The sequence below is a fragment of the Ancylobacter vacuolatus genome (assembly GCF_030813595.1).
In the GTDB taxonomy this organism is placed as follows: Bacteria; Pseudomonadota; Alphaproteobacteria; order Rhizobiales; family Xanthobacteraceae; genus Ancylobacter; species Ancylobacter vacuolatus.
Window position 1 is genome coordinate 1 of sequence record NZ_JAUSUH010000012.1, and the last position, 21759, is coordinate 21759.

Genomic DNA, 21759 nt, shown 5'->3' on the forward strand with positions numbered 1-21759 from the left:
AACGAGAAGCCGCAGGGCGAGACCGTCGACTACGACACGCTCATCGGCTCCTGGCCCGCCACCCCGCCGAAGAAAAACTGACGCGGGTCGGCTGAGGAAAGCCTGAACGATACCCATCGTCCCCGGCCTGGGTCGGGGACGATCTCTGTTCAGCCTCAGCGGAGTGCAACGATCACCCTGGAGCACTTCCGGTGAAAGCCGGTTCACCGGAAGTGCTCCAGGTTTTTATTTTTACGCATTTTCTTCCAGCGAACCGGAAACCACTTCGCTCGAAAGTGCTCTGGCCTCTGTTCCGGCTCTGCAGTGCACACGCTCTTGTTCTTCGCCGTGCTCGGATGCAGGGAAACGGGGTGTAGGGGTCTTCGCGGTGGAGGGGCGCCGGCACTGCGGGACGTGATCTTTGCCTTGCCTTATGTCGCTTTCCGCCTTGACCTAGCGGCAGGGCGCCCGGATAAATCCCATTCGCTCTGCGGAAGCAGCCTAGGATGGATAGATGCGAAGCAGCAGGGGCGAAGCGCATTACATCCGGCTGATCGACGACATAGAAGCTTCGCTGGACGATCCCGCCGGCATCGAGAAGCTGGCCTCCCATCTCGAAGGTGTGCCGGAGATACTGCGCAACCTCGACCGCCCCCTGCCTGATGGCGGCCGTATACTCCTGACGATCGACCCGACGGGGCTCGTCATGAGCCAGAACGCCGTGGCGGCCAAGGCGCTAGGCCTGTCGATCGGCAGCACGATCGCCGAAGCCGCCCTCACGCCGCAGGCTCTGCCAGCCTTTCTGGATCGGCTGGGGGGCGGGGAGGGGCCAGTTCCTCTCGCTGTGGCAACGCGTGCCGGGCATTCGCTTTTTCTGCTGGGCTCGCAGCCCGAGGCCGGCGGCACCATTTCGCTGGCGGAGGTCCGCCGCGGGATCGGCCGGCATGTGCTGAACCAGTTGGCCGATGCTGTGAGCCTGATACCCTCGGAGACCGAGGTGCTGGCGGGATTGATGGACGGCAAGTCCATCGACCAGATCGCCGCCGCCCTGTCGCGCAAGGAGGGAACGGCGCGCCAGCAGGTTAAGTCGATCATGACCAAGATGGGGGTCAACTCCCAGACCCAACTCATCTCGACGGCTTACGCGCTCTCGCTGATGTTCGAGCGCACCCAGTCGCCTTCTCGCGGCGTCGCGGGCGCTGGGACGCGCGTGGATATTCCTGGGGCGACGCTGTTCGACAGCCGGCACGGCCCGCTGGGCCTCCACTGTTTCGGAGCCATGGACGGCGTACCGGTTTTTCTGTTCCATGGTGCGATCTTCGGCATCGCCGGCCATGGCGAGTTCCGGCGAGCCGCCGAGATGCTGGGGCTTTGCATCATCGCCCCCGAGCGGCCCGGCTTCGGGCATACGCAATTGCCTGACGACGCCGACCCGGTGGAACTGGCCTGCGCGCAGGCTCTGGATGTTCTTGAATCGCTTGGCAAACCGCGTGTCGTCGTGCTGGCCCACGATATCGGAACGCGCTTCGCCGCCCGCCTCGCCCGCCTCGCACCTGAGCGTGTCGCGGCCGTTGTCGCCGCCTCGACGACACCGCCGATGCAGACCTGGGCCCAGACCGCCGGCATGCCCACCCGTCACCGGGTGAATGCATGGGCGGCACAGAAGCTTCCGGGCCTGATGGATAAGATCGTTGGCCTCGGCCTGTCGCAGATTGCCCGCCAGGGCGTCGACGTGCTGCCGAAACTGGTCTTCGACGGCTGCGATTTCGATCAGGCCGTACTGCGTCGGCCGGACTGCCAGGCCGCCCTGCAGGAGGGGTTCCATCTCGCATGGTCGCAGCAGGGGGCGGGATTTCGCAGCGACATGCGGCTGACCAATGAAGACTGGCGCCAGGAAGCCCTCCAGGTCTGCGTGCCGTTTCACTGCCTGCACGGGACGCATAATCTCACCGTCTCCGGCCAGGCCGTCAGGGAACTTGCGGCCGAGATGCCGCATGGCCGGTTCCGGGCGATCGAGGATGGCGGCCACAGCCTCCCGCTGAGCCATACCGCTTTCATCCTGCGCCATGTGCTGGCAGCGGCTCACAAGGCAGGGCTGGGATTCGACACGCTCGACCACTGATCAGGGGGCGATGCTGCCGAAAGGTAAGTTCGATTACCATTTGGTAGTTTTGCCCGGTCCCCTCTTGACCATAGGGTTACCCGCGCGGCCACAGCGGGAAACTCGACAGTGTCAGCCTTCAAGGTCTCCACCTCGTTTGCACTGATGTGTCGAACGGCGCCCTTCCTGTTCTTCCGCCTGCTGGTTTATGCGGGCATTGCTGCGGCCTATGTGCTGGCAACGGGTGTCGGGGCCGGCATTGGCTATGGCGTGGGCGCTTTGTGGGAGGATGAGAGCCGGCTATCGGCCGGATTTGTCGGTGCGGCCGCCGGTTTTGGGCTGGTCGCCGCGGTGTTGTACTTCCTGCGCGAATACATCCTCTACATCGTCAAGGCCGGCCACATCGCGGTGATGGTCGAGCTGCTGCGGGGACGCGCGGTTGCGGACGGCCAAAGCCAGATCGCCCATGCACGCGTCCTGGTGACGGAACGCTTCGGTGCCTCCAACGTGCTGTTCGGCATCGATCAACTGGTCAAGGGGGTGATCAGTGCCGTCACCGGGCTGCTGGAGGGGCTGTTGTCGATCCTGCCTCTTCCCGGTGTGGACGGGCTTGCCTCGCTCCTGCGCGCTTATCTGAAAATCGCTGTCGGGCTGATGGACGAGGTGATGCTCGCCCAATGCTTCGACGATCGCGGGCGGGACCCATACACCGCCTCGCGCACGGCCTTGGTACTTTACGCCCAGAACGCGCGCCGGCTCATGATCAGCGCGGCCTGGGTGACGGCCGGAGTCTGGCTGCTCTCCCTTCTCGTCTTTCTGGTGATGCTGGGGCCGGCGGGAGCCCTCGTATGGCTGATGCCGGGCCAGCTGTCGGCGGGCGGCCTCATCTTCGCCGCCCTGTTCGCATGGTCGATCAAGGCCGCCCTTATCGAGCCCTTCGCCGTCGCCTGCATGCTGCAGGCCTATTTCAACGTAACCGCCGGCCAGACGCTTGATCCCGAATGGGAGGCGAAGCTCGATGCCACTTCCGACAGGTTCAAGGCCCTCGGCCAGCGCGCCGGCACGTGGGTGGGCGGGCGCATGGGCTATTCGGCACAAGGAGAACCGACATGAGGCGTCCCTTCACCGGCGCAGCGGCTGCCATGCTGCTGTCGGTCGGGCTGGCGCAGGCGGAGGCGCCGCGCACTATCATCGTGATGGACGGGTCGGGCTCGATGTGGGGCCAGATCGACGGGCGGACCAAGCTCGACATCGCCCGCGAGACCGTGGCCAAGGTTCTGGGCACGCTGCCGGCCGATCAGGAACTCGGGCTCTTGGCCTATGGCCACCGCTCCAAGGGCGATTGCCGCGACATCGAACTCATGGTCGCGCCGGCCAGGGGCACGGCCGCCGAGATCAGCGAGCGGGTCGCCACCATGCGCTTCCTCGGCAAGACCCCGCTCTCCGAGGCCGTGCGGCAGGCTGCCGAGGCGTTGCGCTATGGCGAGGAGGCGGCCACTGTCGTGCTCATCACCGACGGGCTGGAGACCTGCAAGGCCGACCCCTGTGCCCTGGGGCGTGAGTTGGAGGCGGCTGGCCTCAACTTCACCACCCACGTCATCGGGTTCGGCCTCACCAAGGCGGAAGGGGCGCAGGTCGCATGCCTCGCCGAGAACACCGGCGGCCGTTATATCGAGGCTTCGAACGCCAACGCCCTGCGCGACGCGCTGGCCACGACCGTGGCCGCGCCGGCACCGCCCCCCGCTCCAAAACCCGTCGCTCCCACCGCCACGTTGAGCGCGCCGGACAGCGCCCCCGCGGGATCCGTGCTGGCGGTCGGTTTCACGGCGCCGACGGGACCGTTCGACTACATCCATCTGCTCAACGCCAAAGGCGAGCGCGTCGCAGAGGCCGCTGTCGGCAACGCCAACCCAGTCTCGCTCCGGCTGCCCTTCGACGTTGGAAAATACGAGCTCGCCTATTCCAGCCACGCGGCCGGCATCATCGCCCGCCGGCCGCTCACCGTGACCGAGGCGGCGGTCATGTTGAACGCGCCCGACAGCGCCCCCGCCGGCTCGCTGATCGAGATCGGCTGGACCGGACCTGCCGCGCAGCATGACTATATCAAGCTGCTCGACGCGAAGGGCGAGCGCGTGGCCGAAGCCGCGATCGGCGGCGACAACCCGGTCCGCCTGCGCCTGCCGTTCACGCCCGGGGGTTTCACGCTGGTCTATTCGTTCAATAACGCGGAGACCATCTTCTCGCGGCCGATCCGCCTGACCGAGGCCAAGGTCACGCTGACCGCCCCGGACCGGGCGCAGGTCGGCGCCGAGGTCGTCGTCGCGTGGGAAGGGCCGGCGGCCGCCTATGACAACATCCAGCTGGTGCGCCAGAGCGATGGCGAGCGCATCACCTACGAGTACGTAAAGGACCAGCCGCTCACCTTCCGCATGCCGGACGAGCCGGGCGGGCACGAGTTTCTCTATGTCTTTGGGGACACGGAGGTGATCGCGCGCCGCCCGATCACCGTGGTGCTGGAGAAGGTCGACGCCGCTCCCGCCGTTCCGCCCGGCCGGGCCGAAGCCGCTTCAGCGTCGACAAGCGGTGACGGCTCGTCGCTGACAGCGCGCGATCTCGTTCCGATCACCCTTCAGGCGGACATGGGAACCATGGGGTTCAACGTGGTGTGGTCGGCAACGCCCGTTCCCGGCCAGAATCTGCCACCCGAGGCCTGGGCGATGGATGAGGGAACGGCGGATCCGGTCGAAACCGACTTCTTCCCCGGCCAGTATGATGTCGTCGGCGATGCGGGCGACAATGTCTTCGCCCGCCGGATCACGGTCGTCGCGGGAGGGCGGAACCACTTCATCATTCCGCATTCGCGCGCGCGCAGCCCCGCCGGAGAGGACGCGCCCCGCGCCGATGATGGGCTGGTGACGCTCCGGCTCGCCGGGGGGCCGGAGAGCGGGGCGGTCCGCTGGTTCGCGGCTCCCGTCGGTGGCCAGGACGCGCTTGCCGTCGCCAGTGGCGATGCCGTCACTGGGCCGTGGGAGACGCGGATCGAGCCAGGCCTCTGGCTGATCACCGGCACGCCGGCCGGCGGCGGCGCCATCGCCCACATGGTGCTGGAGCCGTTCTCCGCTTCGCCGTCACCGCTCGACCTCACGGTCCACGCGCCCGCCCACGCGACCCGCAAGACGCCGGAGATCGACGGTCTCGACAGCGCCTGCGACGCCCCGCAGCCCTGCCTCCATCGCGACGCGGCAACCGGTCTCAGCCTGCTGCTGCCCAGCGGCTGGGGCATGGAGGCCGCGCTAGTGATGGAAACCGCGGCCGGCGTCGCCGCCCGCCATCCCTCTACCGTGTTCCTGCCCCTGCGGCCGGACCGCAACGAGACCATGATCGCGCTCAACACCCGCCAGTGGGACGCGATGCTCGGCCCTTGCGAGGACATCGCGATCGGCCGGCTCTGCCGCACCGAGCCCATGAGCGACGCCGACCGGCAGGCCTATCGCATCCTCGCGGCCACGCTGGATGTCGCCGGGCCGACATCCCGTGCCTCCGGCACCCGCGCCGTCACGGGAGGCACGGCGCCCGCCGGCATGGTCAAGGCCATCGGCGGGATCGAGGTGAGGGGTCCCGACGGGCTCGACCCCGTCGACATCCTCGCCCCCCAGCTTTCCGTGACGGAGTGACCCGCGTGATCCGGCATCTTCTCCTCGCGGCCGTGACCGCCCTCACTCCCGTGGCCGCACAGGCGCAGCAGAATGGCGGCGAGGAGCTGATGGTCGCCCGCTGCGCAGCGGGTGGCTGTCGCTGCGCCCTGGTCGACACCAGCCAGGAGGATCTTGCGTTCCTGCTCGGGCCCAACATTCCCGCCAAAGCGACGCGCATGACGCTGGTGTCGGTGGGGGGCAAGACCTATTTGTCGCCGCGCTCCGCCGACGAGGTGCATCGCGCGGCCGGCGGGACGGGACGGTGCGAGGTCCGGCTGTTCGAACCCATGCTGCCGCTTGACGGCATGTGGCGCAGCTCGGTCCGCGTCCATTCCATGTCCGGCTGCCTTCCGCAGGTCGCGGAGAGGGTCCCGCCCATCGTCGCCAACATGGGCGCCAGCGTGCCGGTCCGCTGGAACGGGCGTTTCGACCCCGCAAAGCTGGATGGCGGCGGGGTGACCCGCGTGGTCGAGTGGACCGAAACCGCGCCGGGTCGCTTCAAGGGCCTGATCAGCATCCCGAACAACGGGATGCTGAAGGTCGCTATCTCCCTGACAGCGACGCTGCTCACGCCGGAGCGCGCAACGGCCACGATGCATCTGCGCATCGGCGCGGGCGAGGGCGCCAACGCGGCCGCGCTCGGCTCGCTGGGCATGGCCAACTGCCGGACCACGGCGGTCTATGACTTCACGCGGGTGGGCAAGTGACGCGCTGGCGCGCGACAGACGAGGTTTATCGATGAAAGACTCTGGCTTCGCGATCATTGCCGTCCTCCTCCTGGTGTTCGGCGCGGGGTTTCCCCGCCCCGCGCTTGCGCAGGCTGACGCCGGGAAGAAGGCCATGGTTGCGGACTGCAGCGGCAAGGAATGCCGCTGCCGCCTCTCCGACCTGACCCTGAACGACATGGCCATCCTGCTCGGCACCGACGTCCCCACCGATCCCGAGAGCTTCGTGATGATCCATGGCGACGAGATCGGCTGGTCCAAGGTCAGCATTCGCGACGCGGAAATCGCCCTTGGCGGCGACGGCAGCTGCGACCTCGAGCTGTTCCAGGACTGGAGCCCGGAAGACGGGACCTGGGATGGAACGACCTTGCTGCGCGGGGTTTCCGGCGCGGCCGAATGCCGGCAGATCGGGGCCATGGTCGTCACCATGATGAACGGCAAAGGCATGAAGGTGCGGGTCGCCTGGAAGGGCGCGTTCGACATGAACGCATTCCAGGCGGCGACCAAGCCGGGACCCGAGGACGACCACCCGAAATGGACGCAGCTCGATCGCCATACCGTTGCCGGCGCGGGCGGCGGCGACGGCATGGTGACTTCCTACAAGGCCCGGCTACTGACGCCGCAACGGTTCATTCTCGACACAAGGATTGCCGGCGAAGGCTGTGTCTTCAATCTGCGCAATGACGTGCGCAAAGTGGATTGAGCGGCACAGCGGCGCTCCGTGACCGGGCTTGCCTGACATCCGAGATGGCCGACGCGCGACGAGCGAGCCCAGCGAGGCCGCCTTTCCCAATCGGGGCATCGTATGCCGGACGCAACCGTCCAAGCCCGTGAAACAGTGTTGCTTCTCCACGGGCGCCGGCCGTGCTTCTGTACCGCGCTCGCGCGTCGATTTCCCCCGAGGTGGCATGTCCGCACCCCCGCCCGCTCCGCCCGGTCAGGGCCGTTTCGAGATGAAGCCGGCGGCATCCGGGCCAACGGCTCGCTCGGGGCGGCGCGCTTTCATCGGTGTCCTGCTGTGCAACGTCCTCGAATGGTATGACTTTGTCATTTACGGCCTGCTCGCCGTCCACCTGTCGCGTGCCTTCTTCCCGCAGGAAAGCGACACGGTCGCGCTGCTGGCAACGCTCGCGGTGTTCGGCGTCAGCTTCGTGATGCGCCCGCTCGGCGGGCTGCTGCTCGGGGGCCTTGGCGACAGCCAGGGTCGCAAACCCGCCCTCATGATCGCCGCCATTCTGATGGCGGCCGGCACCTTTGCCATCGGCCTCCTGCCGACCTTCGAGGCGATCGGCGTATTCGCCCCGGTGCTGCTGCTCGTGGCCCGGCTGGTTCAGGGCTTCTCCGCCGGCGGGGAATGGGGCATCGCCAATGCCTTCCTGCTCGAAACGTCGCCCGAGGGCCGGCGGGGATTCTCCACCAGCTTTCTCTCGGTCACCGTGGCCTTGGGCAGTGGCCTCGCCAGCGCTGTTGCCGCGCTGCTCGTCACCGCACTGTCGCCCGAGAACATGGAAGACTGGGGATGGCGGATGCCCTTCCTCCTTGGCGGGACCCTCGGGATCGTGGCGCTGTGGCTGCGCAGCGGCATCGACGAGACGCCGGTCTACCGCCGGGTGCAGGCGGCACGTGCCTCCGCCGGCACGGTGCTGCGGCGGATACGCCGCCCAGGCCTGACCGTGCTCGGGTTCACCATGCACTGGACGGTCTGCTACTATGTTTTTCTCATCTACATGCCGCTTTTCACCCAGAGGCACGCCGGGCTGAGCGCTGCACAGGCGACGTGGTCAAACACGATCTGCATTGCCTCCATCATCCTGCTCGTTCCCCTCATCGGCCGGCTGTCTGACCGATATGGCCGCCGGCCGTTCCTGCTCTGCTCCTGCCTCCTCGTTCTGGCGCTGGTGGTCCCGGCGATGTGGGCCATCGTCGCGTTTCAGAGCTTCCCGCTGGTGGTCGGGGTGCAAGTGCTGTTCGGCGTCACCATTGCCCTCTATTCGGGGCCGGCTCCAGCGGTAGTGGCCGAACTGTTCCTGACCCCCGACCGCTCCCGCTGGTCGTCGGTGTCCTATGCGATGGCGGCGGCCATCTTCGGCGGCTTTGCTCCCTTCATCGCCGTGTGGCTGACCGCGATGGTGGACAATCCGCTAGCGCCCGCCGGCTATGTCATTGCCGCCGGCGCGACGAGCTTGCTGGTGGTCTGGCGCATGCCCGAGACAGCGCACATGCCGATCTCCTGAGACGCATCCTTCGCGACGCCAGAGCACGTCCGGTGGAAGCCGGTTCACCTGATGTGCTCCAGGGTCTTGTTCTTAACCATTTCCTTCGCGCGAACCGGAGCTCGCTTGGCTCGAAAATGTCTACCCGCCTGGGTCGGCGGGTGAAGGCGCACGGCCATAATGGGCATGATAGGCCCGCGCAAAGCTTGAATAGCCTTCATAGCCGATGCGTCGGGCGACCTCGCTGATCGAGAGCTCGCCGCCGCGCAGCAGGTCCTGCGCCCGCTCCATGCGAAGGGTTTGCGCATAGGCGTGGGGCGTGACGCCGAAGACATCGCGGAAGCCCCGGGTCAGCTCATTGCGGTTCAGCCCGACGCGACGTACGAGTTGCTCGATGGTCGGGGGATCGCCGAGTTCGCGTCGGTAGATTTCCGCCGCCATCTCGATCGCCTTCAGCTTCGCGTGCTCGGTGATGAGCCGCGGCGCGGCGCGCAGGCGCAGACCGTGCAGTTGGGAGACGACATCGCAGATGATCTCGACGGTTTTCGCCCCGACGAAAATGCCGCGCAGCGGCTCGGGATAGCGGCAGGAGACGATCTGGTCCACCAGGCCGATACCGGCCTGCGACAGCGGCAACGACAGCACGTCCGGTGTCCCTTCCCGTGAAAGGAAGATCGGCCGGTAGACCGGCGGCACCCGCGCGATGTCGAGCCCGTAACGGTCGATGAAATGCCGCCGATCGCAGACGATGAGGACGCCGCGCAGCCGTGCGCCGGCATCGCTGCCGGACACCGACAAGGGGACATTGCTGACCTGCAGCATGTGCGGACTGATGAGGTCCATGCGCTGGCCGATCCATCGGCTGTAGCGGCCGACAAGGGTGGCCTGGATGCACACGAGGTCGGCCCGCGCCATCTTCAGGCTGTAGGGATCCCCGACCTCGAAGTTCATCACGTGGAGCAGGGTGAACGCGTCGATGCGGCGATAGCCATGCTCCTTGGCGCGGAACACCCCATCGACATTTCCCAGCACTTTGCCGGAGGGCACGAACTCGCCGATGCCGAGGCCGGATTGCACCGCGCGAAAATCCAGCTCCAGCTTGTGTCGCGCGGGCATGGCCTGCGTTCTTTCCAGCGGTATCAGGCGGCAGTCGGCAAAGAGGGCGACCTTCGTCGCGGGCTTTGCCAGCGTCGAAGACTATCGCGTCCTTTCACGGGCTATGTCGAGTCGTCACGCCCGCCTGTGAGGCGGCATCGCAACGTGCGAGCGAGCGTCATCCAGAAGCTGTTGTCCAACCGAACGACCCGCGTGCACCCGATCCTGTTTACCACCGCCGACCTGCCGCCGCGCGAGCAGTTCGAGGCGTTCCGTGCCGCCCATGAGGCGATTGTGGACATATGGTCGGACGTGGACGGGCAGGCCTCCTTCGCCATGTCGCAGCGCATCTGGCCGCTCGGCCGCCTCGTGCTCACCAGCACGAGCCTGCCGCGCAAAGGCCATCCCGTGCGCTGGACGCATTGGCGGAAGGGCGTGCTCGATCACTGGTACGTCGTGCTGCCGTGCAGCTTCGACGAGGGGCAGCCGGCGCATCAGCGGCCGGAAGCACGGCCTCTCATTCACTCGCTGGCGCGGCCACTCACCACTGAGATCGAGGATGACGGCGCGCTGACCTTGTTCGTCCCGCGCGACCTGCTGGCCGGCTCCTGTCTCGACAACCTCCTTGACGTGCCGCTCGACACTGGCCTCGGGGCGCTGCTGGCCGACCTGATGCTGGCGCTCGACCGTCGGCTTCCGCTGGTCGAGCCTTACGAACTCGATCACATTACCGAGGCGGCGCGCTGCTTCCTCGACGCCTGCGCACGACCCTCCCGCGACCGCTTGGCGCAGGCGCAGGCGCCGATCGACCTTGCCCTGCTTGAACGGGCACGGCGGCGGATCCGGCGCCGGCTGACCGAGCCGCAACTGAGCCCTGAGGCAATCTGCAAGGATCTCGGCGTATCGCGCTCGCGCCTCTACCGTCTGTTCGAACCGATCGGCGGCATATCGGCCTATGTGCGACGGCAGCGGCTGCTGGCGGCGCGGCACGCGCTGCTGGACCCGCTGGATGTCCGCCCCATCACGCTCATCGCCGAGCAATGGTCCTTCACCGATGCGTCCGTGTTCAGCCGTGCCTTCCGCAAGGAGTTCGGGATCTCGCCCAAGCAGGCGCGCGAGACCGGCCGGATCGGCCTGCGGGGAACAGGCGGCTTCGAGGGGAGCGGCATGGTCTCCGGCAATATGCCGAGCCTCGCCGAACTGCTCCGCTGGCTCGCCGCCTAGCCGTGGTTTTCGGGGAAGTTGTTCATCGCCCGTGAGCGCCTGAGCGTCGTTGTTGCGATCCGCTTGCACGTGCGCGGAAAAATCGGCTGTCCAGGCTCAGCATCTCCGCCTCACCCGACACAGAGTTCATGTGGCACTTGCGAACAAAACCCAGGCTTTATTTGCCAGTTGAGCTCGTTTTTCCTTCGCATGTGCAGCATGTTGGGGATCTGGCTCTTTGCGGTAAAAGCCGTAAGATTGGGATTGCAGGCCAACAATTGGGACGTCTGGCCCATTTATGGGAATGACTGCTGGTCTATAGGGTTGAACGCACCACGCTTCCTCCTTTTCCAAGAGGCGCAACATGGCTAACAGCTCCGCTGGCAAGCTCTCGCTTCCCGCCCTGACCGCGGTGGTGGTGGGCTCCATGGTCGGCGCCGGCATCTTCAACCTGCCGGGCCGCTTCGCCACCGCGACAGGCCCTTTTGGCGCCATCATCGCCTGGGCGATTGCCGGAACCGGCATGTATATGCTGGCGCGGGTGTTCCAGGCCTTGGCGGAGAAGCGGCCCGACATCGACGCCGGCGTCTTCGCTTACGCCAAGGCGGGCTTCGGCGACTATATGGGCTTCCTGTCGGCGTTCGGTTACTGGCTCGGAAGCTGTCTTGGCAACGTGTTCTACTGGGTGCTGATCGGCTCGACGCTCGGGCGTTTCTTTCCCGATATCTTCGGCGACGGCAGTACCGCGACCGCGATCATCGTCTCGCTGGTTGGCATCTGGGCCTTTCATTTCATGATCCTGCGCGGCATCGAGCAGGCGACGGTGATCAACACCATCGTCACCATCGCCAAGATCGTGCCGCTGATCGTGGCGATCCTCGCCTTCGTGTTCTTCTTCAACTACGCGCAGTTCTCGGAGAACTTCTTCGGCGGCGTGGACATGCCGGAAAAGACGCTGCTGGCGCAGGTGCGCGACACCATGCTGATCACCGTCTTCGTGTTCCTTGGCATCGAAGGCGCGAGCGTCTATTCGCGCTACGCCAAGAAACGCTCGGATGTCGGCACCGCCACCATCCTCGGCTTTGTCGCCGTTACCGGCCTGATGGTGGCGGTGACGCTGCTGCCCTATGCCACCGCGCCGCGCGCGGCGATTGCCGGGGTCGCCAACCCGTCGCTCGCGGGAGCGCTGGAACTCGTCGTCGGGCACTGGGGAGCGGTGTTCATCTCCATCGGCGTGCTGGTCTCCGTCCTCGGGGCCTATCTTGCCTGGTCGCTGATCTGCGCGGAGGTGCTGTTCGCGGCTGCCAAGTCGCAGGACATGCCGAAGCTGTTCGCGGCGCAGAACGGCAACCGCGTGCCCGCCAACGCGCTGTGGCTGACCAATGGCGTCGTCTCGGCCTTCGTCGTCTCGACCTACTGGTCGCGCGACGCCTTCAACTTCATGCTCGACATGACCAGCGTGACGGCGCTGCTGCCCTATCTGCTGGTCGCGGGCTACGGCGTGCTGCTGGCGCGCAGCGGGGTCGGCTACGAGACCACCCCGCAGGAGCGCGGCCGCGACCAGATCATCGCCTGGATCGCCGTGATCTACACCCTGTTCATGTTCGTCGCCGCCGGCCTGAAATACGTGCTGCTGGTGGCCGTGCTGTTCGTGCCCGGCACCCTTCTTCTCTACTTCTGGGCCCGGCGCGAGCAGAAGGCGCGCGTGTTCACCAGGGCCGAGATGCTGGTCTTCGCCATCACGCTCGTGGCCGCCGCCATCGGCACCTATGGCCTTCTCACCGGCACCATCACCCACTGATCGACCAGACATAGGAGCCTCATGATGGAATCCCCCTTCGGTGTGCATTCCGAGGTCGGCCAGCTGCGCAAGGTCATGGTGTGCGCGCCCGGCCGCGCCCATCAAAGGCTGACGCCCAGCAATTGCGACCAGTTGCTGTTCGACGATGTGCTGTGGGTCGACGTCGCCAAGCGCGACCATTTCGACTTCATCACCAAGATGCGCGACCGCGGCATCGAGGTCGTCGAAATGCACAATCTGCTGACCGAGACAGTCGCCATCCCCGAGGCACGGGCCTGGATTCTCGACCATCAGGTGGTGCCGAACACGATCGGGGTCGGCTTTGTCGACGAGGTGCGTTCCTATCTCGACGGCCTGCCCAACCGCCAGCTGGCCGAGACCCTGATCGGCGGTCTCTCCACCTATGAATTTCCCGAGACCATCGGCGGCGAAACGCTGGCGCTGATCCGCGACGCGGCCGGCGTGAACGAATATCTGCTGCCGCCGCTGCCGAACACGCTCTACACCCGCGACACCACCTGCTGGATTTATGGCGGCGTGACGCAGAACCCGCTCTACTGGCCGGCGCGGCATGAGGAAACCATCCTCACCACCTCGATCTACAAGTTTCACCCGGACTTCGCCGGCAAGGTGAAGGTGTGGTGGGGCGACCCGACCAAGGATTGGGGCCTTGCCACGCTGGAAGGCGGCGACGTGATGCCGATCGGCAAGGGCAACGTGCTGATCGGCATGAGCGAGCGGACCTCGCGCCAGGCCATCAGTCAGCTGGCCGCCGCGCTGTTCGCGCAGGGCGCCGCCGAGCGTGTGATCATCGCCGCCATGCCGAAGCTGCGCGCGGCGATGCATCTCGACACGGTGTTCACCTTCGCCGACCGCGACTGCGTGCTGCTCTATCCTGACATTGTCGACAAGATCGACTGCTTCTCCTATCGCCCGGACGGCAAGGGCGGCGTCGAGCTGCACAAGGACAAGGGTGGCCTTGTCGAGACGGTGCGCGAGGCGCTTGGCCTGAAGGACATGCGGGTCGTCCAGACCGGCGGCAATGACTATATGCGCGAGCGCACGCAGTGGGATTCCGGCGCCAACCTTGTCTGCGCCTCGCCGGGCGTCGTATTCGCCTATGATCGCAACACCTACGCCAATACGCTGCTGCGCAAGGCCGGCATCGAGGTCATCACCATTGACGGTTCCGAACTCGGGCGCGGGCGTGGCGGCGGGCATTGCATGACGTGCCCGATCATTCGCGACGCGGTGGACTACTGATCGCGGCGCACCGCGCTCGTCCCGGCGGCGAGAGGGCCGCGACGAGGGCCCCTCGACGCTCGGCAGCCGCGCATCCTTCCGTGCCCGCAGGCGCAGGCCGTTGCCGATGGGGTGAGGGCAGGGCGCACCCACACGACTCCAGGCGCACCCATGACCTCGCCCACGCCGCAGACCTTCGCCTTGCCGACGCTGACCGCCATGGTCGTGGGTTCCATGGTCGGTGCCGGCATCTTCTCGCTGCCGCAGACCTTCGGGCGTGTCACTGGCGGCCTCGGTGCGCTTATCGCCTGGGCCATCGCCGGCGGCGGCATGCTGATGCTCGCCTTCGTGTTCCAGACCCTGTCGCGTCGCAAGCCCGATCTCGATGCCGGCGTATTCGCCTATGCCAAGGACGGCTTCGGGAATTATCTCGGCTTCGCCTCGGCGCTCGGCTACTGGACGGTGTGCTGCCTCGGCAACGTGTCCTATTGGGTGCTGATCAAGTCGACGCTCGGCGCGCTGTTCCCGATCTTCGGCGATGGCAACACCGTCATCGCCGTGGCGGTCTCTTCGGTCGGCGTGTGGACCGTGCATTTTCTCATCCTGCGCGGCGTGCGCGAGGCGGCGGCACTCAACACCCTCGTCACCGTCGCCAAGATCATTCCGATCTTGATGTTCCTCGTTTTCGTCGGCTTCGGTTTCAAGGCCGACATCTTCGCCGCGAACTTCTGGGGCGGTCCGGACGCCGGCAGCCTGTTCGACCAGGTGCGGGGCACGATGCTGGTCACGGTCTTCGTCTTCGTCGGCATTGAAGGCGCCAGCGTCTATTCACGTTATGCGCGCCGGCGCTCGGATGTCGGCCTCGCCACGCTGCTGGGCTTTGTCGGCGTGTTGTGCCTGCTCGTTCTGGTGACGATGCTGTCCTATGGCGTGCTGCTGCGCCCCGATCTCGCGGCCCTGCGCAACCCCTCCATGGCGGGCGTGCTGCAGGCCGTTGTCGGCCCCTGGGGGGCGGTGTTCATCTCCGTCGGGCTCATCGTCTCGGTGCTCGGCGCCTATCTCTCATGGTCCCTGCTGGCTGCCGAAGTGCTGTTCTCGGCCGCACGGATGGAAACCATGCCGGCCTTTCTCGGGGCCGAGAACCGCAACAAGGTGCCCTTCGCGGCGCTGTGGCTGACCAATCTTCTGGTGCAGGTCTTTCTCATCCTGACGCTGTTCGCCGAGCAGGCCTTCCTGCTGGCGCTCAAGCTCACCTCGTCGATGATCCTGCTGCCCTATCTTCTGGTCGCGGCCTATGCGCTGAAACTGGCGTGGAGCGGCGCCACCTATGCTGAGAAGCCCAAGGGCCGCGCGGGCGATCTGGTGCGCGCCGGTCTCGCCACGCTCTACACCGTCGGGCTGATCTATGCCGGCGGACTGAAGTTCCTGCTGCTGTCGCTGGTGATCTATGCGCCGGGAACTGCCCTCTTCATCCTGGCGCAGCGCGAGCGCGGCCAGCCCATTTTCACACCCGTCGAACGTCTGCTGTTCGCCTTCGCCGTCGCGGGGGCGGCCCTGGCGATCTTCGGCCTGGCAACCGGGCGCATCAGCGTGTGAGCTCGACGACGATCGGCGAAAGCCCGGATGCGCGAGAAGGCTGTTCGCCGGGTCACCACACGATCGCGGACATGGTCCGCGCTTTCGGTCCGTCGTCGCACATAAAGCATGGCCGGCAGGAGAGGAGGCAGCATGTCAGTGCGACAGGCTTTTCGTTTTCCGCCATTTCCGCAACCGCCCGCGTGCATTGGCGTAAGGCGATGCCGTGTTGAACTGTATCATCCGGCCCATCGTCCATTTCTCATACCAAGGACGGCCATATAGATCCCCGTCGCTGCGGGCTTCGATCAGCGACACGATCCGGGCCTTTGCTGCGGCCAGACGCTCGATGAGCTGGAGATAGGGGACGCCTTCATAATCGCGATAGAATCGCTGAGCGAGGCGGCCCAGCTCGTTCCACTTGAAGCCGGTGTCGGGGAAATCGATCGGCTCGCCTGCCGCGTCTCGGTCGAGCCATTTCACCACCAGCTCATTCCACCCGACCAGATAGGCGACGAGATTAGCAACGCTCATCTGGGTTTTCTTGGCGTGACCCTCCAGGCTGCATTGATCGACGACCAACAGCGGGAAGCTGCTTAACTCGGCAATGAGCTTATCGAAATTTGTATTTATCGCGTTGAGCAGTTCGTCTTTGTTCGTGGGGACAGCCATATTTTTCTACCCGTGCCCTGCAAATCTCGACGTCTCTTCGCGTCTCGCGGCCGATTTTTGCCCTGTCGCTGAATGGCGAGTTTAGCGAAAGGTCACGTCTGCGGAATGGGCTGGACCTTGCCTGTTTTCGACAAAATGGCGCCAAGAGAGCGCAGAGCTGTGCATGGGCACTCTCCCTATAGGCGGCGGCTCAGCCGACAGGTTCCCGACAGGTCGGCGCCGCTAGGTTCCGCTCGATCGCAACACACCGCTGATCTCAACGGAAGGATCTCCCATGCGCTACCTTATCGCCACGCTGACGGCTGCCGCCATCCTCGCTCCTGTCGCCGCCTTCGCCGGTCCGGTCTGCACCACCGAGGCCAAAGACAAGTGGATGACCGAAGATGCCATGAAGGCCAAGGTCACCGAAATGGGCTACCAGAAGATCAAGACGTTCAAGGTCTCTGGAAGCTGCTACGAGATCTACGGCTATACCAAGGACAACAGGAAGGCCGAGGTCTATTTCAACCCGGTGACCGGCGCTGTCGTGAAGTCCGAGATCGACTGATGTCGCGCCAGACAATGGAGGCCGAGGGCGTCGTTCCCTCGGCCGCTAACGCGCCAGTGGCAGGCGCAACCGTCCATGTGTGGGACCTCCTGGTCAGGGTGTTCCACTGGACTGTTGTGACCGGCTGCGTCCTCAACCTGTTCATTCTCGACGATGGCGAACTTCCCCATGAGGTGGTTGGCTATGCCGTCGCCGTGGCGCTTTCAATCCGGGTGGTCTGGGGCTTTATTGGCACGCGCCATGCGCGCTTTGCCGATTTTATCCCGACGCCGAAGCGCCTCGCGTCCTATATGTCGGAGTTGGTCAAGGGCCGAGAGCCACGCACTCTCGGCCACAACCCGGCCGGGGCGCTGATGATGCTGGCCTTGATGGTGCTGCTGGCCGGGGTTTGCGTCACCGGGTGGATGATGGGGCTCGATGCCTTCTGGGGTGAAGAATGGGTGGAGGAGCTGCACGGCCTTGTTGCGAACAGTATCCTGGTGCTTGCCTTGCTCCATGCGGCGGCCGCTTTATTCGAGAGCTGGCGGCACAGCGAGAATCTTGTCTGGTCCATGGTGACGGGGCGAAAGCGCGCATGAGAACGCTGGCATGAGACTGCTTCTCGTCGAGGACAGCGCCCGGCTGCGCGATCTGGTCGGCGAAACCATCCGTGGCGCCGGCTGGCGGCTCGACGCGGTGGCGACCCGGCTCGATGCCGAGGAAGCGCTCGCCAACCAGCAGTATGACCTGGTGCTGCTCGACCTTGGCCTGCCCGATGGAGACGGCACCGACATAGTGCGGCAGTTGCGGCGGCGCAAAGACCCGACGCCGGTTCTCATGCTCACGGCGCGGGCCGCCATTGACGAGCGCATCGCCGGGCTCGATGCCGGTGCCGACGACTACCTGACCAAGCCGTTCAACAATGGCGAACTGCTTGCGCGCGTTCGCGCCCTGCTGCGCCGCGCCCCGCTCTCCAGCGATCCCGTGCTCGTTGCCGGCGCGCTGAGCTTCGATCCGGCGACGCAGGAGTTCGGCTGCGCCGGCGCCGTCCTGCGACTTGCGCCGCGCGAGCGCGCCATGCTGGAAATCCTGATGCGCAATGTCGGCCGCGTCACACTCAAGCGCGGGCTGGAGGAAAGACTGTCGGAATACGACGCCGAAGCCAGCGCCAACGCCATCGAGGTCTTGCTCTCGCGTTTGCGCCGGAAGCTCGCGCCTTATCCCACGCAGGTTGCCATCGAGACCGTGCGCGGCGTCGGCTATCTGCTGCGCGAGACCGAAGCGTGAAGGATTTTCCAGGAGCCCGCCCGGCCCGCTCGGCGCGCCCGCTCGGGCGCATTGTGGGCGTGCGCATCGTCTTGTTCGCCGGCCTCGCCATGCTGGCGCAGCTGGTCGCGGTGCTCTGGGAATATGGCCGGGATCCGGAAAATCTTGGCCGGCTGATGCTGGAGCAGGAAACCACGGCGCTGGCGGGCGGACTGAGGGAGAACGGAACCCGTCTCGCCTACGAACTGCCAACGGGCCTCGCCAGCCGCTATGACGTTGCCGGCTCCGGCTATGTGGCGCGGGTTCGCACGGCGAACGGCGTTGTGCTGTTCTCGCACTGCGATGCGGCGTGCGCCGATCATTTCCTCCCCCTCGACGTAAACCCGCCGTCGTTCTGGTTGCGCCACATCGCGCCCGGTTACCCGATGTCGATCGCCGGCGGCCGCACGGTTCAAATCGGCGACCGCGCGGTCTTCATCGAAATCGCGATCGCCGGTGATCCGCGCGCGGCCGTCTGGGGAGTTCTGTTCGACGAGGCGCTGGAGCACATGCTCGTTCCAATGAGCCTGACGGTGATCTTCGTCCTCGGCGCCACCCTGCTGTCGATACGAGCGGCGCTGCGCCCCGTTGTGCGCGCCGCTCACAAGGCGGAGACGCTCGACCCGTTGCGCAGCGATGCGCGGCTTGACGATGCCGGCATGCCGCGGGAGATCGCCCAGCTCACCGGCGCGGTGAACCGGAGCTTCGACCGTATCCGGGAGCTGATGGCGGCGCAGAAGCTGTTCACTTCGGCGATCGCGCACGAGATACGCACGCCGCTTGCGGTGATCCGGCTGGAGCTGGAGGGCATCGACGATGTACGCGCGCGCCGGGCGATGGGCGAGGTGGACGAACTCACCCGGCTGCTGCAGCAATTGGTGACGCTGGCGCGGCTGGAGGCGACGGACCGTGCCACGTTCACGCCCATGGGGCTGGACGATATGCTGGGCGAGGTCGTGGGTTCGCTTGCGCCATGGGTCTATGCGCATGGCGCCACCATCGCCTTCGAGCCCTCTGGAAACGCGCGGGTGATCGCGCATGTCGGGCTGCTGAAGGATGCCGTCCGCAACCTCGTCGAGAATGCCGTCCGCCATGGTGGTCCGGGTGTCGCGGTCCTTGTCGGCACAGAGCCGGGGCCATGCGTGACCGTGATGGACGACGGCAAAGGGTACCGTCTCGCCGGAACCGAAGGCTATTATGCGCCGGAGGGCGGGGTTGGCATAGGTCTGGAGATTGTGAGCCGCATCGCAGCGCTGCACGGCGGCGACTTCACGCTCACGGCAAACGAGCCGCGGGGCACGAAAGCGCTGTTGCGGCTGCCGCCTGCGGCGGCGCCGTCAACGCCTGATCCTGCCTAGCGCCTCAGCCAGGAGGGCGTTAGCGTGCGCGTCATCATGGCCCTTGCAGCGCTCGACGCGATGTCGAGCAATGTTCTCATTTCATGTCCTCCACCCGCATCCCGGACACGCCAGACATGGCCGGAAACGGACGGGTCACGCGTACCCAAAGCCGACGGCGCCCCCGTTGGCTATGGCGCCCAACCACCGATGAAGTCTGATGAAGATCCTTCTGCTGGAAGATAATCCGTCGATGCGCGAGATCGTTGCCGATCACCTGACCAGGAGCGGCTTCGTGGTGGATGCGGTCAGGACCGGGAATGAGGCGCTCGCGGCGGTGGCCACCGTGCCCTACGACGCCATGGTGCTCGATCTCGGGCTGCCGGATATTGACGGCATGGACGTGCTCCGGCAGGTGCGGGCGCGCACGGGCGACAGGCTTCCGGCCTTGATCGTGACCGCGCGCGACAGTTTGCAGAGCCGGTTGAGCGGGCTCAATTCCGGTGCCGACGACTACATCGTGAAGCCATTCGAGCTGGTTGAGCTCGAGGCGCGGCTGCGTGTCGTGCTGCGCCGGCCCGGACAGCGCGGTTCCGTCCGCTATGCCTGCGGCCGGCTGTCCTTCGACTCGATGTCGCGTCAGGCCCTTGTCGATGACATACCCATTGAGCTTGCACGTCGCGAACTGGCTTTGCTGGAGGAACTGCTGCGGGCAGCCGGGCGGGTCGTGGTGAAGGATGCCCTGGAGGATCGGCTGTACTCGATCGAGCAGGAGGTCAGCAGCAATGCCATAGAGGCGGCGGTCTCGCGGCTTCGAAAGAAGCTTGCGGCAGCCAAGGCCGGCGTGACCATCACGACGATGCGCGGCATTGGCTACTGCATGGCGCTGGGCGGCGATGATGAAGGGTGAATACAGCCTGCGCCGCCGGCTTCTGGTGGCGATGTCGCTCACCTTCGTGCTCGGCCTCGGCGGGGCGATGATCTATTACTATCGCGAGGCCTTTGCGGTCGGCGAACACTTGGAGGAGCGCACGCTGCAAAGCCAGGCGCGCGAGCTGATCAGCGCGCTGACCATCGCTGAGACGGGCGCCATCACGGTCTCGCTGCCGGAGGATCTGGCGACATTATACACCGGCCCCGAGGGCACCTCGTTCTACTCGCTGTACGACAAGGAGGGGAGGCCGGTCGCCCGATCCCCGAACCTCGCTAAAGAACTGCCGCTGATCGAGGCCCCGGCTTCGGGACGCTTCGGCCCTATGAGCTTCATCAATGCCGAGCCCGGTTACATCATCGTGCTGTCGACCCTGACAGGCGACCGCCACACACTCGTCGTCGGCCGCAGCAGGCCGGATGAGGATGCCCTGGCCTTCACGGTCATCGAGGAGGAACTGGAGGGGCTTTTCTACGTGCTCGTGCCGTTCGTGCTCATCTCGCTGATGATCATCTGGCTCATTACCGAGTGGAGCCTGCGCCCGGTGGCGCGGGCGTGTGAGCAGGCGCGGGCGATCGGGCCGGGCAACCCCGCCGGGCGCATTGCGACCGAGTGGCTGCCGACGGAAATCCGCCCGCTGGCCGATGCGGCGAACGGCGCGGTCGAACGGCTCGCCAAGGCCTATGCGGTGGAAAAACGCCTGACCGCCGATGCTGCCCATGAGCTGCGGACCCCGCTGTCCGTCCTGAACCTGCGGCTGCAGCAGGCGAAGATGAAGAACATGGTGGACTGGCCGACCGTGGAGCGGGAGATCGCCACGCTCAACAAGCTGGTGACCCAGCTGCTCGACCTCGCCCGCAAGGAAAGCGCCGAACACGATCGCGATGCGTCGAGCATGGCTCTCGTCAACCTTTCGCGCCTGGTTCGCGAGGCCGCGGCCATGCTTCTTCCGCTTGCGGAAGAAGCCAGCCGGACGATCGAAATCGGCGTCCCCGACAGCGCGCAGATGCGCGGTCAGCCGGACGATCTGCGCGACATGATGCGCAACCTCATCGAGAACGCGCTGTTCCACGGGCGCGGCCGGATCAAGGTCAGCGCCTGGCCGGTCGACAACCCCGGGCATGGCTTTGTCATCGAGGTCGAGGATGAAGGCGTGGCCGCGCTCGACGACGAGCTGTTCACCCGCTTCCGAAAAGGCAATTCTTCTTCAAGCGGCACGGGCCTTGGCCTCGCCATCGTCCGTCAGGTCGCGCGCAATCACGGCGGTGAGGCCGCCTTTGTGTCGGGGACGACGGTCACCCGCGTCCGGGTCTATCTGCCGACCAGCCACCGGGGCCTCTGACCCCGCCTGTCTGCGTC

Annotated in this window: 18 protein-coding genes; 16 read left to right on the forward strand and 2 right to left on the reverse strand. The window is 66.0% G+C overall.

Annotated features, from left to right (window positions below):
• The first annotated feature begins 493 nt into the window (after positions 1–493).
• From J2S76_RS20250 to J2S76_RS20275, 6 genes are all read left to right on the forward strand, one after another.
• Positions 494–2101, forward strand: a complete 1608-nt coding sequence (locus tag J2S76_RS20250) for an alpha/beta fold hydrolase (RefSeq protein WP_307063473.1) — start codon at positions 494–496, stop codon at positions 2099–2101.
• Between the two features lie 108 nt (positions 2102–2209).
• Positions 2210–3193 (forward strand): hypothetical protein, encoded by a 984-nt coding sequence (locus J2S76_RS20255; RefSeq protein WP_307063475.1) that lies wholly within the window; start codon positions 2210–2212, stop codon positions 3191–3193.
• On the forward strand, positions 3190–5754 hold the full coding sequence (locus J2S76_RS20260) for a VWA domain-containing protein (protein WP_307063476.1): 2565 nt from the start codon (positions 3190–3192) through the stop codon (positions 5752–5754). Before J2S76_RS20255 ends, J2S76_RS20260 begins: the two co-directional genes overlap by 4 nt.
• The gene (locus J2S76_RS20265; protein WP_307063478.1) at positions 5751–6482 is read left to right on the forward strand and encodes a hypothetical protein; all 732 of its coding nucleotides are present in this window, start codon (positions 5751–5753) and stop codon (positions 6480–6482) included. The genes J2S76_RS20260 and J2S76_RS20265 overlap by 4 nt, the downstream gene beginning before the upstream one ends.
• A gap of 31 nt (positions 6483–6513) precedes the next feature.
• Positions 6514–7203, forward strand: a complete 690-nt coding sequence (locus J2S76_RS20270; RefSeq protein ID WP_307063480.1) for a hypothetical protein — start codon at positions 6514–6516, stop codon at positions 7201–7203.
• 205 nt (positions 7204–7408) lie between these two features.
• The gene (locus J2S76_RS20275) at positions 7409–8734 is read left to right on the forward strand and encodes an MFS transporter (protein WP_307063482.1); all 1326 of its coding nucleotides are present in this window, start codon (positions 7409–7411) and stop codon (positions 8732–8734) included.
• Positions 8735–8854: 120 nt separating this feature from the next.
• Here the strand turns inward: J2S76_RS20275 and J2S76_RS20280 are convergent, their stop codons facing one another.
• A complete protein-coding gene (locus tag J2S76_RS20280) occupies positions 8855–9829 on the reverse strand; it encodes a helix-turn-helix domain-containing protein (RefSeq protein WP_307063484.1) in 975 nt (324 codons plus the stop codon).
• 144 nt (positions 9830–9973) lie between these two features.
• Here J2S76_RS20280 and J2S76_RS20285 point away from each other — a divergent pair, with 144 nt between their 5' ends.
• The 4 genes from J2S76_RS20285 to J2S76_RS20300 all read left to right on the forward strand — a co-directional run bounded on the left by J2S76_RS20285 (position 9974) and on the right by J2S76_RS20300 (position 15650).
• On the forward strand, positions 9974–11032 hold the full coding sequence (locus J2S76_RS20285) for a helix-turn-helix domain-containing protein (RefSeq protein ID WP_307063486.1): 1059 nt from the start codon (positions 9974–9976) through the stop codon (positions 11030–11032).
• 343 nt (positions 11033–11375) lie between these two features.
• Positions 11376–12812, forward strand: a complete 1437-nt coding sequence (locus tag J2S76_RS20290; RefSeq protein WP_307063490.1) for a basic amino acid/polyamine antiporter — start codon at positions 11376–11378, stop codon at positions 12810–12812.
• Positions 12813–12836: 24 nt separating this feature from the next.
• Positions 12837–14075, forward strand: a complete 1239-nt coding sequence (locus J2S76_RS20295; RefSeq protein WP_307063492.1) for an arginine deiminase — start codon at positions 12837–12839, stop codon at positions 14073–14075.
• A 150-nt stretch (positions 14076–14225) separates the two neighbouring features.
• Positions 14226–15650 (forward strand): basic amino acid/polyamine antiporter, encoded by a 1425-nt coding sequence (locus J2S76_RS20300; RefSeq protein WP_307063493.1) that lies wholly within the window; start codon positions 14226–14228, stop codon positions 15648–15650.
• A 135-nt stretch (positions 15651–15785) separates the two neighbouring features.
• On the opposite strand, the gene J2S76_RS20305 is transcribed toward J2S76_RS20300, so the two are convergent.
• Positions 15786–16301 carry a ClbS/DfsB family four-helix bundle protein gene (locus J2S76_RS20305; protein WP_307063496.1) on the reverse strand — a complete coding sequence of 172 codons (516 nt, stop codon included), beginning with the start codon at positions 16299–16301 and terminating at the stop codon, positions 15786–15788.
• 274 nt (positions 16302–16575) lie between these two features.
• On the opposite strand from J2S76_RS20305, the gene J2S76_RS20310 reads away from it, so the two are divergent.
• From J2S76_RS20310 to J2S76_RS20335, 6 genes are all read left to right on the forward strand, one after another.
• On the forward strand, positions 16576–16848 hold the full coding sequence (locus J2S76_RS20310) for a PepSY domain-containing protein (RefSeq protein ID WP_307063498.1): 273 nt from the start codon (positions 16576–16578) through the stop codon (positions 16846–16848).
• Entirely contained in the window at positions 16848–17426 is a 579-nt protein-coding gene (locus J2S76_RS20315) for a cytochrome b/b6 domain-containing protein (RefSeq protein ID WP_307063500.1), read from the forward strand. The genes J2S76_RS20310 and J2S76_RS20315 overlap by 1 nt, the downstream gene beginning before the upstream one ends.
• Positions 17427–17436: 10 nt before the next feature.
• Positions 17437–18114 (forward strand): response regulator transcription factor, encoded by a 678-nt coding sequence (locus J2S76_RS20320; RefSeq protein ID WP_307063502.1) that lies wholly within the window; start codon positions 17437–17439, stop codon positions 18112–18114.
• Positions 18115–18167: 53 nt separating this feature from the next.
• On the forward strand, positions 18168–19490 hold the full coding sequence (locus tag J2S76_RS20325; RefSeq protein ID WP_307063504.1) for a sensor histidine kinase: 1323 nt from the start codon (positions 18168–18170) through the stop codon (positions 19488–19490).
• Between the two features lie 199 nt (positions 19491–19689).
• Positions 19690–20379, forward strand: coding sequence for a response regulator transcription factor (locus J2S76_RS20330; RefSeq protein WP_307063507.1), 690 nt, complete (start codon positions 19690–19692; stop codon positions 20377–20379).
• Positions 20380–20425: 46 nt separating this feature from the next.
• Positions 20426–21742 carry a sensor histidine kinase gene (locus J2S76_RS20335; RefSeq protein WP_307063509.1) on the forward strand — a complete coding sequence of 439 codons (1317 nt, stop codon included), beginning with the start codon at positions 20426–20428 and terminating at the stop codon, positions 21740–21742.
• Positions 21743–21759 lie beyond the last annotated feature (17 nt).